The sequence below is a fragment of the uncultured Kiloniella sp. genome (assembly GCF_937128705.1).
GTDB lineage: Bacteria > Pseudomonadota > Alphaproteobacteria > Kiloniellales > Kiloniellaceae > Kiloniella.
This window is the reverse complement of sequence record NZ_CAKZMP010000141.1, coordinates 1-16,888: the sequence shown is the minus strand read 5'-3', so window position 1 is coordinate 16,888 and position 16,888 is coordinate 1. Positions and strand designations below refer to the sequence as shown.

Below are 16,888 nucleotides of genomic sequence, written 5' to 3'. Positions count from 1 at the left end.
AGTTATGAAGGCTTCGTAGGGTGCGTAATAGCGGGATTGTACAATACGTGCTGCACCCGTTAAATCGACCAGTGTGATGGTGCTGGCCAACGCGCTGCCGTGAAGCATAAAGATAACTTCGTTGGAGTAAGCTGGCAGGGCACGTCGTAAGGCACTCGGGATAATGATTCGTCTGAAGATTAGGAACTGAGACATACCACAGGCTTTTGCGGCTTCGACTTCGCCAAAGGAAGTCTGTGCCATAGCTCCGCGGAAGATTTCAGTTGTGTAAGCCGCGGTGTTTAACGTGAAGCCAAGTAAAGCAAAGAAATAAGCGCCCTTTAGGAAATCAAACTCCTTGGTAAGTTCGCTATAGCCTTCGAACTGTCCTACGCCGTAGTAAAGAATAAACAGCTGTACAATAAGTGGTGTCCCACGGAATGCGTAAGTAAAAGCAAAAACAGGATAGTTTATTAGCGGATTTTTAGACAACCGCATGACAGCCAAAGGAATCGCACAAACAAAACCGATTAAAAGTGAAAGCGGTACAAGCTTGATGGTGAGGAGCAGCCCTTCGAAGTATAAAGGTAGCTCATCTTGTATGATTTGAAAATCCATCAGAGTGCGCTCCTTACACCAGCGGAGTAGCGTTTTTCTATGATTTTGAGTATCCAGATCGATAGCGTTGTTAGAATAAGGAATGCAATCGCTGCGGTAAGGTAAAATTTGAAGGGTTGGCGTGTTGCCCCGGCTGCCAGTCCAGCTTTTCGAACCATATCTTCTAAGCCAATGATAGAGGTGATCGCGCTGGCTTTCATCAGAACAAGCCAGTTGTTTCCAATTCCGGGCAGAGCGTGGCGTACCATCTGGGGAAAGAGGATACGTCGGTTGATTTGAAATTTAGTCATGCCGTAGGCTGTTCCGGCCTCTAGCATTCCTCTATCTACGGCCATAATCGCACCACGGAATGTCTCGCCCATATAGGCGCCAAAGATAAAACCAATGGTTAGAACACCTGCGATAAAGGGATTGATATCTATATAGCCCCAATCAAGGTAAGGTTCAGCAGCCACTTTCAGGGAATCCCCCGCTCCGATGACTTCCCCAAACCATGCTGTGAAGTTGAGGAGATTTTCTGGCAGGTTGTTAATAAAAACCTGTCCTCCAAAAAAGATCAGTAACATGAGAACAAGATCAGGTACGCCGCGGATGATTGTGGTATAGCCAAAGGCGATTGAGCTGGTGATTTTGTTGTTTGATAGACGCGCAAGTGCTGCAACCATCCCCAATATACATGCAACCAGCAGAGACGCCAAAGAGATGGAGACGGTGATTATGCCGCCACTAACGAGGATGCTATATCCGTAGCCATCAAGGTTAATCATTTTAAATCTTCCGATTTTAAGCCCATTCTATTAAGGGCTTTTAAAAAAAGCACCCCAGAACTCAGGTACTATGTTCTGGGTTCCGGGATGCTGTTTTACTACTTAACCAGAATACAAGATGGTCATTCCATCATTGCTCTTAGTAGATATCAAAGTCGAAGTATTTGTCGTTAATTGCTTTGTAAACGCCATTTGCACGAATAGCTTTGATTGCTGTAGAGAAACGATCACGTAGTTCAGTGTCTGATTTACGTACAGCAATACCTGCACCGTCGCCGAAATATTTAGGCTCACTGTAAGATGGGCCGAAAAGTTCATAATCTTTGCCAGCATCAGTTTTCACAAAGCCATCATCCATTGCAATCGAATCAGCGATCAACATATCAACACGACCGGCAGCGATATCTAAATACGCTTCGTCTTGTGTGCCATAACGTTTGATTTCGGTGTCTGGAAATTCAGCTGTAATGAACGTGTCGTGGATTGTACCACGTTGTACACCAACGGTTTTACCCTTCATGCCTTCAGCCGAGATTTCGATACCTGACCCTTTTTTGCGAAGAAAACGCGCCGGAGAGTTGTAATATTTCTCAGAGAAATCAACTTTCTTCTTACGCTCTTCGGTAATAGACATGGATGCGATGATTGCATCATATTTTTTTGCGTTAAGCGCAGGAATGATACCATCCCAGTCTTGAACGACCAGAGTACACTTTACTTTCATTTCTTCACAAAGCGCATTGGCGATGTCGATGTCGAAACCAACAACGTTACCATTGGTGTCAATGCTGCTGAATGGAGGGTAAGCACCCTCTACACCGATACGCAGATCCTTTGCTGCGACAGCGCCAGCTGTGAATGTCATTGCTGCGGCTACAGCAGTTACAAGAAACTTTTTCATTTAATGGCTCCCTAAATTTAATTGTTATACTTGTGTTTGTTTTATTATTTTAGATTTCCAGCGATAAACTGTTTGAAACGCTCTGATTGTGGATTGGCGAAAATCTCTTTTGGATTTCCCTGTTCCAGTATATGGCCCTTGTGAAGGAAAAGTGTCTGATTTGATACTTCCCGGGCAAAACCCATTTCGTGGGTTACAACAATTATTGTGCGACCTTCTTCGGCAAGGTCGCGGATAACCTTCAATACTTCGCCGACCAACTCTGGGTCCAAAGCTGACGTTGGTTCATCAAATAACATGACGGACGGGTTCATTGCCAGTGCACGGGCAATTGCCACGCGCTGTTGCTGCCCGCCGGACATATGCGCAGGATAATAATCTTTGCGTTCGTAGATGCCGACTTTATCCATCATTTCATTCGCACGTTCGGTAGCTTCTGCTTTGCTGAGGCCAAGAACGTGGATTGGGGCTTCGATGATGTTTTCCAGTGTTGTCATATGAGACCAGAGATTAAAACCCTGGAACACCATCGACAGCTTGGAACGAATGCGTTCGATTTGCTTGTTGTCTGCGGGTACAGGTTCACCTGACTTGGTGGCTTTCATGTTAATGAGCTCACCACCAACTGTCACCTTACCGGAATTCGGGGTTTCCAAAAGATTGATGCATCTTAGAAATGTACTCTTCCCGGAACCACTGGAACCGAGCATCGATATAACATCACCTTCGTGTGCAGTTAACGAAACACCTTTTAAAACCTCGATATTACCGAATGATTTATGAATGTCTTCACAGACAAGAGCAGGTGTTCTATCCACCATAGCCGCGGCGTTTGACGCCATAGGTTATGTCCCCATTGTTTAAATGTCTTGTTTTTTACTTCCTAATGAAATTAGTGTGGTTTTTTCATTATGAAAAGCAAAAAAAATATATACAACTCCTGAGGCGGCTTTCCTAGCCTGACTTTAAAGCCCAAGTTCTTGCTTTAGTTTTTGAATTTGTTCTTGGGCTTCTTCAGCATCCGGTTGGTTTTTTGCAGCCATTTCAGCCCTTTTTATCGCTTCAAGTACATCTGATGATCTGCCAAGTGTATGGTAAGATCTTGCTAATTGTACCCAACCTTGAAGATCATCCGGCGTTTCTGTCAAACGATCGGCAAGCCTTTCGACCATGCCGTTGATCATCTCGGTTCTTTCTTCTGCACTTAACTCTGCCGCAGCGGCCATGTCTTCAGCAGAGGGTCCTGATTGGTCATCGCCCTGTTGCTCGGCCGGTTCTTCTGGTTCTTCTGCAGGGTAAGATGCGAGCAGCTTTTCCGGGTTCATCTTTTCCAGATTGGCGAGTTCGACAATTTGTGCATCCAGTATTGGTAACCAAGGGTCTGCAGCAGACGTATAGGTGCGTAAAGTTAGCCAGATTTTAAGGGCATCCTCGTTCGCGTCTGCTTGTGTTAAAGCCAAGCCACTATAGAACAAGCCACGGGGATCTCGAGGGTTGAGTTCAAGTGTTTTTCTAAAGAGTTCAAGCGCATCAGATGAAACTTGTCCTTCGGCTTGTGCAACTAGCATTTCGCCAACCGCGCTATATATCATCGGGTTCGGCGGGTTATTTTCCATTGCATGGCGAAAGGCTCTCTCTGCAAGAGGGAAATTCCCTATTTCTGCATAGGTGCTACCTAGTAACATCCAGCCTTCTAAGTTTTTAGGTTCATTTTCGAGACGGGCCTGGAGCTTTTCCGCAAGCCCCATCATTTCGGTATTGCGTTCATTGTTTTGTTGTTGAGCAATTGCCATGCGTTCTGCTGCAATATCGCGTTCGGCGAGGGGCATACCCGGAATACCGGGTTGTCCGAGATACATGTATAGTGCTAACGCCGCGATTGGGAATGTAATGATCAGACTCCCCAGTAACCCTTTCATTGCCTTTGGTGATAAGGGGTGCCCTTTGGTTGATCCAGACTGTTCTTGTCCTGCGTTGAGGATCCTGCGCTGAATTTCAATTCGTGCAATTTCAGCCTGAGCTTCGGCAATATTTCCAGCTTTGAGGTCTTTATCAATTTCTTTCAGTTGGTCTTTGTAAACAGCAAGGTCTGATTCAGCGGTATCAGCAGGCGCCGTTTCAGCCTTTTTTGTGAGGGGTTTGATGAGCACCAAAAGAGAAAGTGCTGTCAGTATTCCAATGATTGCCCAAAAGATCATGAGGTTTCTCCTGAATTTGAGCTTTTGGTCTTTTCATTTTCATCCAGAAGCTGATTCAAACGCGTTTCTTCTTCTGGGCTGAGGGGATTGGCAAGCTTCAGGTTTTTGTTCCCTCTGTAAAAAAAGATCAAGCCGATGCCGCCGATACCAAAAACAAGTAGGGGCCCGAACCAAAGTAAAAAAGTGGCTGTGTTGAAGGGGGGACGAAACAAAACGAAATCGCCATAGCGATCCGAAAGATAGCTTTTCACGTCGTCATCACTATCACCGGCAACTAGCCGTTCCCTGACAACAATCCGTAGTTCTTTTGCCAGATCGGCATTTGAAGAATCGATGGGTTCATTCTGACAGACCAAGCACCTGACCTCTTTTGATATCTCGCGGGCACGCGCCTCTAATGCCGGATCATCAAGAACTTCGTCAGGCTCGAAAGCTTGCACAGGGTCACTGTTGACTGTGAAGAGGAAGAGGACGGCTGTAAAAAGAAGTAAGCCACGCATAGGTAAATATTTTCCCAGATATAAAGCCAGATATAAAAACGAATATCAGACTATTTTTGTGCCTGAAGATTGTCGATAATCGGTAAAATCTTGTTTTCGAGATCACCCGGGTTCAAAGGGCCGACATGTTTATAACGTATAGTGCCCGTAGCATCGACGATAAAGGTTTCCGGGACACCATAAACGCCCCATTCAATCCCTGTTCGACTTTTGGGGTCACGGCCAACCCTGTGATAGGGATTTCCGTTACGATTTAACCAGTTGAGAGCATCGTCTGGTTTATCCCTGTAGTTGATACCATAGAGGTTGATATCGTCACGTTTGCCAAGTTTGACCATGTCGGGATGTTCGGCAAGACAGGGAACACACCAAGAGGCAAAAATGTTTACAACAGAAATTTTGCCATTGGTCGTCAAGTCCGTTCTGGAAAATCCGGGCACACCGAGGTTCTCCAATGCCGTCAGATTGAATTCTGGTGCCGGTTTGTCGATTAATACCGATGGCAGAATTTTAGGATCTCTTCCGGGTTTAGTTAGAGCCCAGAAAAAATAACCAAACAGAACCAACGTAATCAGAAGCGGAAGGGTAAAGAGTATTTTCTTGTTCATGCTGCGGCATTCCGCTGAGATTTTTGTTCTCGCTTTTCCTGTTTACGCTTTCCGGCAGGGGCACCGACTCTCAAGCGTCGGTCCGCCAGTGAGAGCAACCCGGCCAATACCATTAAAGTACAGCCGAACCAGATCCATGTGACCATCGGCTCGCGATAAATGCGAACCGTCCAGCCGCCGTCTTCTACCTGATCACCAATAACGGCATAGTAATCTCCGACAAAAGTGGAATAGATTGCGGCCTCTGTTGTTGGCATTTTTTGAACGTTATAGAGACGCTTCTCCGGTTTTAAAACGGCCATGAATTCACCGTTTTGACTGACCGTAAAGGTGCCTTCTACTGCCTGATAGTTCGGGCCAACCAGTTCACGAACACCATCAAAACGATAATCAGTTCCAGCAACTGAGATTGTTTCACCGGGTTTCAGGACGGCAACGTCTTCGACTTTCCATGCAGAGGTCGAAATCATTCCCGCGACGGCAATGGCCAGACCACTATGGGCTAAGGTCATGCCCCATGTGGAGCCGGGGAGTTTGATCATGCGTTGCCAGCTGGTGGACAGCGGTGCGCGGAAAAGCTTTATTTTATCAGCCCATTCGCTCAGGGTGCCCAACAGCATCCAAGCGGCGATGCCAAGCCCCAGAATAGCCAGAAGAGGCCCACCTTCTGTGACATACCATGCAAGTAAGATTGCTAGGATTGTTGCCAGGCCTGCATATTTTAAGCGGCCAAGAACGCCGATCAAGTCGGCCCGCTTCCAAGGAAGCAGGGGGCCAACGCAGACCAGCAGAAGGAGGGGAACCATAACGGGGACAAAGGTGTTGTTATAGAAAGGCGGTCCGATTGAAACGCGACCGCCTCCCAAAGCTTCCATAAACAGGGGATAGAGTGTGCCGAGGAACACAGTTGCACAGGCAGTACTGAGCAAAAGGTTATTTAACAATAGCCCACCTTCGCGGCTAATTGGCGAGAAAATGCCGCCAGCTTTGAGGGACGGGGCACGGAACGCAAAAAGCGTCAACGATCCGCCAATGGCAATTGCTAGCAGGAAGAGGATAAAAATACCGCGTTCCGGGTTTACGGCAAAGGAGTGAACAGAGGTCAGCAATCCTGAGCGGACAATGAAGGTGCCAATAAGAGAGAGAGAGAAGGTCAGGATTGCAAGAAGAATGGTCCAAACCTTGAGGGAGTTTCTTTTCTCGACCACGATGGCGGAATGCAGCAAGGCAGTTCCCATAAGCCATGGCATGAAAGAAACATTCTCTACGGGGTCCCAAAACCACCAACCGCCCCAGCCAAGTTCATAATAGGCCCACCAGCTTCCCAGCGCGATTCCACCCGTTAAAAAGGTCCAGGCCGTCAGCGTCCAGGGGCGAACCCAACGTGCCCATGCGGCATCAACCTTGCCTTCGATAAGGGCGGCGATCGCAAAGGAAAAGGCTACGGAAAAACCGACATATCCGACATAAAGCATCGGGGGATGAAAGGCCAAGCCTGGATCTTGTAACAAGGGGTTAAGGTCGCGGCCGTTTTCAGGCGGTAGCAGAAGGCGGGCAAAGGGATTCGATGTAAAGATCAGGAAGGTCAGAAAACCAACGCCTATCATGGCTTGAACCGCCAAAACCCGTGCCTTGAGCGTTACGGGCAAATTACGCCCGAAAGCCGCAACAGCTGCGCCAAAAACGGCGAGAATAAGTATCCATAACAACATAGATCCTTCATGATTGCCCCAAACACCGCTGATCTTATATAGCAACGGTTTTGTTGAATGAGAGTTCTCAGCAACATTGACAAGGGTAAAATCAGAAACGATGTAAGCTTGGGTCAGACAGCCAAAAGCCAGAAAAACAAAAAGTAATTGAATCAATGATGCCTGACTACCAAAAGCCATCAAACGGCTATCAAGTCGTTCCGCGCCGATCAGGGGCAGGATTGATTGAGCAATCGCGGCAAGCAGGGCCATGATAATGGCAAACTGTCCAAGTTCAGCAATCATTCTGTTATTTGCTCCTCATCTCCGCGCCATTCTCCGGATGCTTTCAAAGCTTCAATAACTTCGGCAGGCATGTAATTCTCATCGTGTTTTGCCAATACTTCATGGGCAACAAACTCACCCTTTTCATTCAGGCTACCTTCGGTGATAACACCTTGCCCTTCGCGAAAGAGGTCAGGAAGTATGCCTTCGTAGGTTACGGCGACAGTTTCTGCGCCGTCTGTAATGGAAAACTTAACCTTGAGGCCGCCGTCCAGCTTTTCAAAAGTTCCATCTTCGACAAGGCCACCTAATCTGAGCGCCCGACCAACAGTGACTTGTTTGGTTTTGAGGTCCGAGGGGCTGTAAAAATAGGTGATATTATCGTCCAGAGCAGTTAATACGAGCGCTGTCGCAGAGGCCAGCAAAGCAATGGCGACCACGAGTACATACATTCTACGGCTTTTCCGTGTCATGGGCGGGTTGCCTCTTCCTTGTGACCTGACTGTTTGGTTGAATTTTGAATCGTTTGGAATTCTTCTAATTCAGCCTTGTTTTTTCGCAGGCGTTGTAAGGTAGTGACAAGTAATCCTGACATCACAGCAGCCGTCAAAAGATAGGCTGTCCAGATGTATGCACCATAGTTTCCCATAGAGAGAAAGTTCGTAATCTGTTCCATACTGTCCTGCGTAACCTGAGTTGTGCCGGGATTAATTATAATACTTTCCCGGCTTCTTCTCTTATTCTGTAGATAGACATAATTCTATCCTTTAAACACTAGCGCATTATGTCACACTAAAATCCTAAGACTTTGATTCACATCATGATCAATATTTGTTGATCTCTTGCTGGTTTATCAACATTTTTTAACCTTGACCTTAATGAGCTTTATCGACAACAGCGCGGCGATATTTGCGTAGTTTGGCCTCTATAAGTTCGCTTTTGATTCGTATCAATAAAACAACGATATAAAAAAGCTTGAAGGCAACCCCCATAATCAAGAGCGGCCAGAGCATCGATGGATCAATTGACGGGCCATCAGCACGCATGACAGAGGCGGGTTGATGAAGGGTATTCCACCAGTCGACAGAGAACTTGATAATTGGAATGTTCACAAAGCCGACAATGGCAAGAACGGCCGCAGCCTTGTTGCCGCGTTCCTGTTCTTCAAATGCGTGCATCAAGGCCATGTGCCCGAGGTAGAGGAAGAAGAGGATCAGCACAGATGTCAGGCGCGCATCCCAAACCCACCAAGCTCCCCACATTGGTTTACCCCACAGCGAACCAGTTGCCAGAGCCAAAAAGGTAAAGCCTGCACCGATGGGTGCAGATGCTTTGGCGGCAAGATCAGCAAGGGGATGCCGCCATATCAAAGAGCAGACGGATGCAATCGCGATTGATGTGTACACGAACATGGCCATCCACGCGGATGGCACATGGATGTACATAATCCGGACGCTTTCACCCTGTTGGTAATCAGGGGGAGAGGTGAAAAAAGACATATAGAGGCCGGCGGCCAGTGAAAGTACTGTCAGGCCGGAAACCCATGGAAGCACCTGATTGGTCAGCTTCAAAAATCTGTTTGGATTGGCAAATCGGTGAAAGACCGACATTGTCCTTATCCCTTCAATTAACATTCTTGTGCATCAGGCACAGGTTCATTTAACGGTGAGCAGACACTAGAACAAAGGTATATACCTTGCCTTGATATCAATCAATTTTGGGATATCAATCGATTCAGCGATATCCTTCAATCTGGCCGTACTCAACTCTTCATATTTTGAACGTTCTGTTCGACGTGTTCTATTCTACCGACTGTCGCAACGCGGCGGCTCCGGCTAATGGCGTTATTAATAACGAAACAAGCAATATCGCGCCAAGCAACAAAAGGTGAGGTCGCGCATTAGCGATAACCGCGCCAGCTTCCAGACTGTTCATAGCCGCATCAATAGCCCCGACACCAAAAATCAGTGTTGGTATATAAAGTGGGAGAACAAGTAAGGGAATCAAGACGCCCCCGCGCCTTGCGCCAAGGGTCAGTGTTGCTGCGATGGCCCCGATTAAGCTCAGGCTTGGTGTCCCTAATATCATGGCGATAAGAAGAATCGTCATGGCATCAGAATCCATATTAAACAGCAATGCGATTAAGGGCGCGGCGAGAATTAGGGGAAGACCTGTTGTTAACCAGTGGGCAAAGACCTTGGCGAGAACGGCAACTTCTAGCGATGTTGATGACAGAATAAGTTGTTCCAGACTGCCGTCTTCGTAATCAGCCAGAAACAGGCGCTCAAGGGAGAGCAAGACGGCCAGTAGAGCTGTGACCCAAATAATACCGGGAGCAATACGGGCCAGCAAGTTTGGTTCGGGGCCGAGGCCAAATGGGAACAGCATGGCGGTGAGAATAAAAAATAAAACAGCCATGGTTAAATCTGATTTTTGGCGGAATGCCAAATGCAAATCTCTGGAAACAATATTGAGGAAAGCCTTCATATCCAGGAATCCTCTTCGTTTTCGACCGCCAGAAGTTTCTTGTTATATAACGGGCTGTAATCTTGCAGATTAAGTTTGTTCGGGTTCTCGACATTAATGGGGCTATGTGTTGCAAAAATAATGGCCCCACCTTTTGATCGATGTGTTTTTATGACGTCTTCAAGTAACGCCACTGACGCAACGTCCAGACCTACAGAGGGTTCATCTAATAACCAAACAGATCGCTCTGAGGCTAGTAAACGTGACAGGGTCAGGCGTCTGCTTTGTCCGGATGAGAGTAGATTCGCTGGCGTATGTTTGAGTGGGAGCATTCTGAAATGATCTAAAGCGTCATCCAGGCTTGGGTCGTCTTTCTTTTTTCCAGACCAATAGGCCAGATTCTCTAAAACCGTCAAAACTGGTTTAATTGCGTTTCGGTGCCCGATGTAGTGAATATGTCGCTGGAAAATTTCAGGCTCTCTCGTAGCGTCCTGATCCTGCCAGACAAGTTTTCCCAGCTTTGGGCGAACAAGGCCAGACAACATACGTATCAGGCTTGATTTTCCACTACCGTTTGGTCCTTCGAGAATAAGGGCTTGTCCCTGAGCAAGATTGAAGTTCAATCCCAGAAAGACAGTGCGCCCGCCTCTTATACAGGTAAGGTCTTCCCCTTGAAAAAGGCTGCTGCCCAATATCTAAACCCTTATTTTTTATCGGAACTAAGATGCGAAAGGTCATCATGCCTGATCGACTCTCTTGCGTATAACTAAAAAGCGTATAGCAAAAAAAATCCCCTCTCGCCAATAAGGTGTTTCCTTATGACGCAAGGGGATCGGGAGTCTTAAAACGGGATGCGGCTGCCAGTCGGGTATCCGGCAGCCGCTAGAGTCCAGCTTTGGGGTAATATGGAGATCTTCAGGATCTCTAGTAGAGAGGGGAAGCTCTCTACGGTTTTAAATGTAGGACTCAATTTTGAAGGGACTTAGCCCTAAATGTGGCAAAACGGTGATTTATTCTAAAGCCAAGGATTCTTCATTTTTTTGTAAAGGCGCTTGATTCCTCATGCAAAACGGAGAGAAAACAAATAGATAAATAGAGTTTTGTCGCATAAAAATAAAAAATGATCGCTATTGGGTTATTTTTTTTCTTGATAAATTACGATATAAAGATATTGTTATATTGATTTTGGCGCAGAGCTTACGCCTAGAGGAGACGTTACCGTGGAAGTACTATTAAAAGGATTGCAGTCTATTGCCGAGCCAACACGGTTGCGTGTTTTGGGTCTTTGTGCCCATGCGGAATTGACTGTGAGCGAGCTTGTTCAAATTCTTGGGCAAAGTCAGCCACGTGTTTCTCGCCACTTGAAGCTGTTGATGGAAGCAGGTCTTCTGGAGCGTCATCAAGAAGGTAACTGGGCTTATTTCAGGTTGTCCGATAATCAACCTTGTTCAGAGCTGGCTCGATTGATAATTGATTTGATCCCGGCGGAAGATCCCAAACTCGCTTTGGATTTTCAACGTCTGGAAGACATCAAAGCAGAGCGAGCCCGTAAAGCACATGAATATTTCAGCAAAAATGCATCCGATTGGCATGAAATAAGATCCCTTCACATCGATACGGCTTCTATCGAAGCGGCATTCCAGGAAAGCTTGCTAAAGGAACCTGTAAAGGAACTGCTGGATATAGGTACGGGGACAGGGCGTGTTCTAGAGCTAGTTTCAGGCGAAGTTGGCTCGATTGTCGGGTTGGATATTTCCCGTGAGATGCTGGCGATTGCCAGAAATAACATTGATCGTGCGGGGTTAACGAACTGCCAGGTACGCCAAGGTGATATGTACCAAGTTCCATTTGCAAATGCCCGCTTTGATGCTGTGTGTTTGAACATGGTGCTCCATTATGCGCTCGATCCACGAATGTGTTTGCGCGAGGCTGCAAGGGTTATCAAACCCGGAGGTCGATTGATTTTGGTGGATTTCGCGCCCCACCGTATGGACAGCCTACGTGATGATCATGCGCATCATTGGTTGGGTTTTGATGATAAACAAATTGAAGAGTTCTGCGATGATGCGGGGTTAACCCTTTCTGATCCTGAACATCTTCCGGGCGATCCGCTGACGGTCTGCATTTGGACAGCACGTCGCGATCCCAATACGGAGTAATAGGAATGAAAAGACCAGATATCAGTTTTGAACTGTTTCCGCCGGCTTCGGCAAACGGTCTTGATAATCTAACCAAGACCGTAACGCGGTTGAAAGCTTTTGAGCCAAAGTACTACTCTATTACCTACGGAGCGGGTGGTTCTGGGCAGCAAAAGTCAAAAGATTTACTGAATAAGCTTTCGCAGGATAAAGACCTGACGCTTGCGGCCCATATTACAATGGCAGGGGCATCAAAAACAGATATCCTGAAAACAGTCAAAGCTTGGCGTGACCTCGGTGTGACCCGTTTGGTTGCCCTGCGTGGCGATGCCGAGGAACCCGGTGCAGCCTTTGAACCTCATGAAAATGGCTTTCAGGATTCTGTCGAGTTTATTGCAAGTCTGAGAGAGCTTGGCGATTTTGATATTGCGGTTGCGGCCTACCCAGATCCCCATCCTGATAGCAAGTCACTGGCGGACGATCTGGCTTTCTTAAAGCAAAAACAGGATGCCGGTGCAACGACAGCAATTACACAGTTTTTCTTTGAGGCTGAGAGCTATTTTCGCTTTGTTGAAGAGGCGAGAAAAGCCGGAATTACAATTCCGATTATTCCCGGGATTTTACCTATTAATAATATTACTCAACTTAGACGGTTTGCAGATCGTTGCGGCGCAACCATTCCAGATTGGGTGAGTAAAGCATTTGAGGGCTTGGAAGATAATCCGGAAACAGCGGCTGCTGTTGCTGTTTCGCTTTGTCTGGATCTTTGCCGTGATTTGATCGATGGCGGTGTAGATGCGTTCCATTTTTACACCCTCAATCGTTCTCCGTTAACAGAAGCTGTGTGCCGGCTTCTATCTATTCAAGCTGAAGAGAAGGAAGCTGCATAATGAGAAACTTTATTGATGCGCTAAACAGTCGTGTTTTATTGACCGACGGTGATTTGAAATCCTCTTTGCGCGAAGCTTCTATCGATCTCAAGCGTGCGACCTTTGGTAATGAAGATTGCCTGGCAGCTTTGAATATTTCGCGTCCAGACTTGGTAACAGCTGCACATAAAGACTTTTTAGAGGCGGGGGCCGATGTTATTCGAACCCATACAAAAGAAGCCTCTTTGGATGCTTTGGCGAAGTTTAATATGCAGGACGAAGCTTTTATTATAAATCACCTGGCCGCTGAAGCGGCTTGCTTGGCTGTTGATTCCATACCGGGTGGTGATCGTCGTCGATTTGTTTTGGGTGTTGCAGACCAGTCTAGTGCGACAGGCACAGATAATGAGCTACGTTACGGTGCTTACATTCAGGTGCAGGGTCTTGTATCTGGTGGTGTCGATGCGCTGACATTTAAACCTGTGGCGGATTTGGAAAAGGCGCGCGCACAATTGGCATCTGCAAGACAGGCCCTTTTAGAGCTGGGGTCTTCTGTGCCATTGCTTCTAGATTATTCCGAAGATCTCGATTTTACCGATGATACTGTCGGCGATTTGGTAGATGGTGTTTGCTATGTTGAAAATGGCGATACGATCAAGGCAGGATTCCCTGTATATCAGGTTGGGCAGAAAATTCTTGTACACGGAGGGCGTTCCCCAAGAGAAACTGCACAACTAGATCAGGCTTTGCGTAAAAAAGCTGCAGATGGTTATCGCCCTGTCACACGACCGAATGTTTCCCCGCGTGAGGCTACAGTTCCTGTTTCCAGCTGGAATGATTATTCGGCGGTTGCCAACAGTTAATAGGCGCAGTGTGTACAAACGTCCTGATCACGAGATGTATATCAGAGGGTACATTTTACCAGATGTACCCTCTTTTTGTTTTGTGATTAGAGTATGAGATAAAACCTTACTTTTTGTGTGAGACAATACGCACGCACCGGGTGTCTTGCGCTCGGACTCATTTGGCGTGACTATAGATTCAGATCAACAACTGAGGGCGCTCTGATCTGAGTGCGATTAGACATGGTTGAGTTTCTGGATGCAGCCCTTCTGGCGCGTGTGCAATTTGCCTTTACGATTTCGTTTCATATTGTCTTTCCGGCCTTTTCTATCGGATTAGCGAGTTATCTTGCTGTTCTCGAAGGTCTTTGGCTCTGGACAGGTCGCGATGTTTACCTGCGCATATTTAAATACTGGATAAAGATCTTTGCCGTTGTCTTTGGGATGGGCGTGGTTTCCGGCATTGTCATGAGCTATCAGTTCGGGACGAATTGGAGTGTTTTTTCTGACAAAACGGGTCCGATACTTGGTCCGTTGATGGGCTATGAAGTCCTGTCCGCCTTTTTCCTAGAAGCTGGGTTTTTGGGTGTCATGCTTTTTGGCATGAACAAGGTGGGGAAAAGGCTACATTTCTTTGCCACGCTTATGGTGGCGATTGGCACTCTTTTCTCTGCCTTCTGGATACTGTCGGTAAATTCTTGGATGCAGACGCCAGCAGGTTACGGTATCAACGATGTTGGACAATTTATTCCCGTGGACTGGTGGGCTGCAGTTTTCAATCCTTCATTCCCCTATCGGTTGGTTCACATGGTTTTGGCAGCCTATCTGACGACGGCGTTTGTTGTCGGCGGTGTTGCTGCATGGCATCTGCTACGCGACAAAACCAATCAATCTGCACGAATCATGTTCTCAATGGCGATGTGGATGGCCGTTATTGTTGCGCCGATCCAAATTATCGCTGGTGATTTCCATGGGTTAAACACATTGGAACATCAGCCAGCTAAAATTGCGGCGATGGAGGGGCACTTTGATACAAAAAAAGGGGCGCCGCTTATTCTCTTTGGCTTGCCGTCAATGCAGGATGAGACCGTGCATTATGCACTGGAAATTCCAAAACTGGGCAGTCTGATTTTAACCCATGATCTCGATGGCGAGATCAAAGGCTTGAAAGAATGGGGCCCGAAAGACAGGCCGAATGTTCCCATTGTTTTCTGGTCATTTCGCATCATGGTCGGTTTGGGTTTTCTGATGGCTGCTTTGGGGGCGTGGAGTTTTCTTCGGCGCATGCAGAAAAAACTCTATGAAACGCCTCTAATGCTACGATTTGCAACATGGATGGCGCCATCCGGTTTTGTCGCCCTTTTGGCCGGTTGGATCACGACAGAGGTCGGAAGGCAGCCCTATACGGTTTATGGGTTGCTGCGGACATCTGATTCCATCTCACCGATTGATGCACCTGCTGTCGCAATATCTCTACTTGCTTTTGTCGTTGTGTACTTTGCTGTGTTTGGTGTGGGGGTGGTTTATATTCTTCGTCTGATGAAGCGAACGCCAGACACGGATATACCTAATGATTACAGGCCTGATGGCGCTCCAACACGTGCCACGAGTATGTTTCCGACCAAAACACTTTCTTCAGATGATCGGACTCTAATACAAGAAACAGGAAGTAAGACAAATGGAAATTGATCTCGCACTTATCTGGTCTTTACTGATTGCTTTTGCTGTTCTTGCGTATGTTTTGCTGGATGGTTTCGATTTAGGTATTGGTATTTTGTTTCCCCTCTTTAAGAGGGGAAGCGAACGTGACTATGCCATGAACACCATTGCTCCGGTATGGGATGGAAACGAAACTTGGCTCGTTCTTGGTGGCGGAGGGCTTTTTGCTGTTTTTCCCTTGGCTTATTCTGTTGTTTTACCTGCACTTTATGCGCCTTTGACCATTATGTTATTAGGGCTGATCTTTCGGGGTGTTGCCTTTGAATACAGGTGGCGAAGCGAGAACTCTCAGTGGCTTTGGGATTTGGCTTTTTTTGGCGGTTCATTTGCGGCGGCCTTTTGTCAGGGGATTGCCTTGGGAGCCTTGGTACAGGGCATCGACGTGGTTGATCGTGCCTATGCTGGTGGATGGTGGAATTGGCTGACGCCCTTCTCACTGCTCACTGGTGTTGCTGTTGTTGTTGGTTATATTCTATTGGGGTCGACATGGCTGATATTGAAAACTGTCGGACCAGTTCAAGAGAAAGCTTATCGTTATGCGAAACCTGCGTTGTTTGGCCTCCTGAGTTTAATCGGGATTGTCAGTATTTGGACGCCGTTTCTTAATCCAGAGTTTCTGGCACGCTGGTTTACCATGCCACAGATTATCTATACGGCGCCGGTTCCGCTTCTTGTCTTGACCTCGGCGCTGGTCTTGCTACGTGGTCTTAAGCAAAAGAATGACGTTTGGCCTTTCTTTGCCAGTTTGGGTTTATTTATTCTGACTTATATTGGCTTGGGGATCAGCTTTTTTCCTTACATGGTGCCCCCGAGCCTGACAATCTGGCAAGCGGCGGCGCCGGATGTAAGCCTAGAGTTTTTGCTTGTTGGCACCGCAGTGCTCGTGCCGTTAATCCTAGGTTATACAGCTTATGCCTATTGGGTGTTCCGTGGGAAAGTTGATCCCGAAGAGGGCTACCATTGATGGCTAGGGAGAGCCTTGCAGATAAAACACCGGACCAGCCTCGGGCAGAGAGCTTCAAGCATCGATTGATTTGGTTTGTTGGGCTATGGCTTGGCGGCGTTTTTGCTTTGGGTGTTGTTGGTTACACTATCCGTGCTTGGCTCGGATTGTCATGAGGTTTTGACCGAGATATTGATCCAGAGTAATTGGCTAGAGAATATCCAACCCCAAATCAAGGCAAGGGGCGCTGTGAGTCAGCCATCCCATCGAAATCACATCGACCCCGGTTTCTGCGATGGCGCGTGCTGTTTCATGGGTGATACTGCCGGATGCTTCTACAATGGCTTGTCCATTTATCATGGCA

Annotated in this window: 19 protein-coding genes and 1 pseudogene; 6 read left to right on the top strand and 14 right to left on the bottom strand. The window is 47.1% G+C overall.

From position 1 onward, the window contains the following. The 13 genes from Q0241_RS08005 to ccmA form a co-directional block, all read right to left on the bottom strand. Positions 1-597: ABC transporter permease (locus tag Q0241_RS08005; RefSeq protein WP_299375745.1), on the bottom strand; the 597-nt coding region annotated here is incomplete at its 3' end. Beyond that, on the bottom strand, positions 597-1,364 hold the full coding sequence (locus Q0241_RS08000; protein WP_299375742.1) for an ABC transporter permease: 768 nt from the start codon (positions 1,362-1,364) through the stop codon (positions 597-599). The genes Q0241_RS08000 and Q0241_RS08005, both read right to left, overlap by 1 nt. A gap of 139 nt (positions 1,365-1,503) precedes the next feature. Further along, positions 1,504-2,265, bottom strand: coding sequence for an ABC transporter substrate-binding protein (locus Q0241_RS07995; RefSeq protein WP_299375739.1), 762 nt, complete (start codon positions 2,263-2,265; stop codon positions 1,504-1,506). Between the two features lie 44 nt (positions 2,266-2,309). Next, the gene (locus tag Q0241_RS07990; protein WP_366941158.1) at positions 2,310-3,086 is read right to left on the bottom strand and encodes an ABC transporter ATP-binding protein; all 777 of its coding nucleotides are present in this window, start codon (positions 3,084-3,086) and stop codon (positions 2,310-2,312) included. A gap of 144 nt (positions 3,087-3,230) precedes the next feature. Continuing rightward, positions 3,231-4,463, bottom strand: coding sequence for a c-type cytochrome biogenesis protein CcmI (ccmI, locus tag Q0241_RS07985; protein ID WP_299375732.1), 1,233 nt, complete (start codon positions 4,461-4,463; stop codon positions 3,231-3,233). Further along, positions 4,460-4,963 (bottom strand): cytochrome c-type biogenesis protein, encoded by a 504-nt coding sequence (locus Q0241_RS07980; protein WP_299375729.1) that lies wholly within the window; start codon positions 4,961-4,963, stop codon positions 4,460-4,462. The genes ccmI and Q0241_RS07980 overlap by 4 nt, the downstream gene beginning before the upstream one ends. Positions 4,964-5,013: 50 nt before the next feature. After that, positions 5,014-5,571 (bottom strand): DsbE family thiol:disulfide interchange protein, encoded by a 558-nt coding sequence (locus Q0241_RS07975; protein ID WP_299375726.1) that lies wholly within the window; start codon positions 5,569-5,571, stop codon positions 5,014-5,016. Next, complete coding sequence (locus Q0241_RS07970; protein ID WP_299375723.1) at positions 5,568-7,568, bottom strand: heme lyase CcmF/NrfE family subunit; 2,001 nt, start codon at positions 7,566-7,568, stop codon at positions 5,568-5,570. The genes Q0241_RS07975 and Q0241_RS07970 overlap by 4 nt, the downstream gene beginning before the upstream one ends. Then, the gene (gene ccmE, locus Q0241_RS07965; protein ID WP_299375720.1) at positions 7,565-8,020 is read right to left on the bottom strand and encodes a cytochrome c maturation protein CcmE; all 456 of its coding nucleotides are present in this window, start codon (positions 8,018-8,020) and stop codon (positions 7,565-7,567) included. The genes Q0241_RS07970 and ccmE overlap by 4 nt, the downstream gene beginning before the upstream one ends. Beyond that, positions 8,017-8,223, bottom strand: coding sequence for a heme exporter protein CcmD (gene ccmD, locus Q0241_RS07960; RefSeq protein ID WP_299375717.1), 207 nt, complete (start codon positions 8,221-8,223; stop codon positions 8,017-8,019). The genes ccmE and ccmD overlap by 4 nt, the downstream gene beginning before the upstream one ends. A 199-nt stretch (positions 8,224-8,422) precedes the next feature. After that, positions 8,423-9,157, bottom strand: coding sequence for a heme ABC transporter permease (locus Q0241_RS07955; protein ID WP_299375714.1), 735 nt, complete (start codon positions 9,155-9,157; stop codon positions 8,423-8,425). 190 nt (positions 9,158-9,347) lie between these two features. Next, entirely contained in the window at positions 9,348-10,034 is a 687-nt protein-coding gene (gene ccmB, locus Q0241_RS07950; RefSeq protein WP_299375711.1) for a heme exporter protein CcmB, read from the bottom strand. Continuing rightward, positions 10,031-10,705, bottom strand: coding sequence for a heme ABC exporter ATP-binding protein CcmA (gene ccmA / locus Q0241_RS07945; RefSeq protein WP_299375708.1), 675 nt, complete (start codon positions 10,703-10,705; stop codon positions 10,031-10,033). The genes ccmB and ccmA overlap by 4 nt, the downstream gene beginning before the upstream one ends. 528 nt (positions 10,706-11,233) lie before the next feature. Here ccmA and Q0241_RS07940 point away from each other — a divergent pair. The 6 genes from Q0241_RS07940 (at position 11,234) to Q0241_RS07915 (ending at position 16,700) form a co-directional block, all read left to right on the top strand. After that, on the top strand, positions 11,234-12,172 hold the full coding sequence (locus Q0241_RS07940) for a metalloregulator ArsR/SmtB family transcription factor (protein ID WP_299375705.1): 939 nt from the start codon (positions 11,234-11,236) through the stop codon (positions 12,170-12,172). 5 nt (positions 12,173-12,177) lie between these two features. Further along, positions 12,178-13,041: a methylenetetrahydrofolate reductase [NAD(P)H] gene (gene metF, locus Q0241_RS07935; protein ID WP_299375702.1), complete on the top strand. Its 864-nt coding sequence runs from the start codon at positions 12,178-12,180 to the stop codon at positions 13,039-13,041. After that, positions 13,041-13,883, top strand: coding sequence for a homocysteine S-methyltransferase family protein (locus Q0241_RS07930; protein WP_299375699.1), 843 nt, complete (start codon positions 13,041-13,043; stop codon positions 13,881-13,883). The genes metF and Q0241_RS07930 overlap by 1 nt, the downstream gene beginning before the upstream one ends. A 222-nt stretch (positions 13,884-14,105) precedes the next feature. Then, on the top strand, positions 14,106-15,551 hold the full coding sequence (locus tag Q0241_RS07925) for a cytochrome ubiquinol oxidase subunit I (protein ID WP_299375696.1): 1,446 nt from the start codon (positions 14,106-14,108) through the stop codon (positions 15,549-15,551). Further along, positions 15,541-16,545: a cytochrome d ubiquinol oxidase subunit II gene (cydB, locus tag Q0241_RS07920; RefSeq protein ID WP_299375693.1), complete on the top strand. Its 1,005-nt coding sequence runs from the start codon at positions 15,541-15,543 to the stop codon at positions 16,543-16,545. Before Q0241_RS07925 ends, cydB begins: the two co-directional genes overlap by 11 nt. Further along, positions 16,545-16,700, top strand: coding sequence for a DUF2474 family protein (locus tag Q0241_RS07915; RefSeq protein WP_299375690.1), 156 nt, complete (start codon positions 16,545-16,547; stop codon positions 16,698-16,700). The genes cydB and Q0241_RS07915 overlap by 1 nt, the downstream gene beginning before the upstream one ends. A gap of 34 nt (positions 16,701-16,734) precedes the next feature. Here Q0241_RS07915 and Q0241_RS07910 read toward each other — a convergent pair. After that, a pseudogene (locus Q0241_RS07910) lies at positions 16,735-16,888 on the bottom strand (nicotinate-nucleotide diphosphorylase (carboxylating)); the annotation flags it as partial.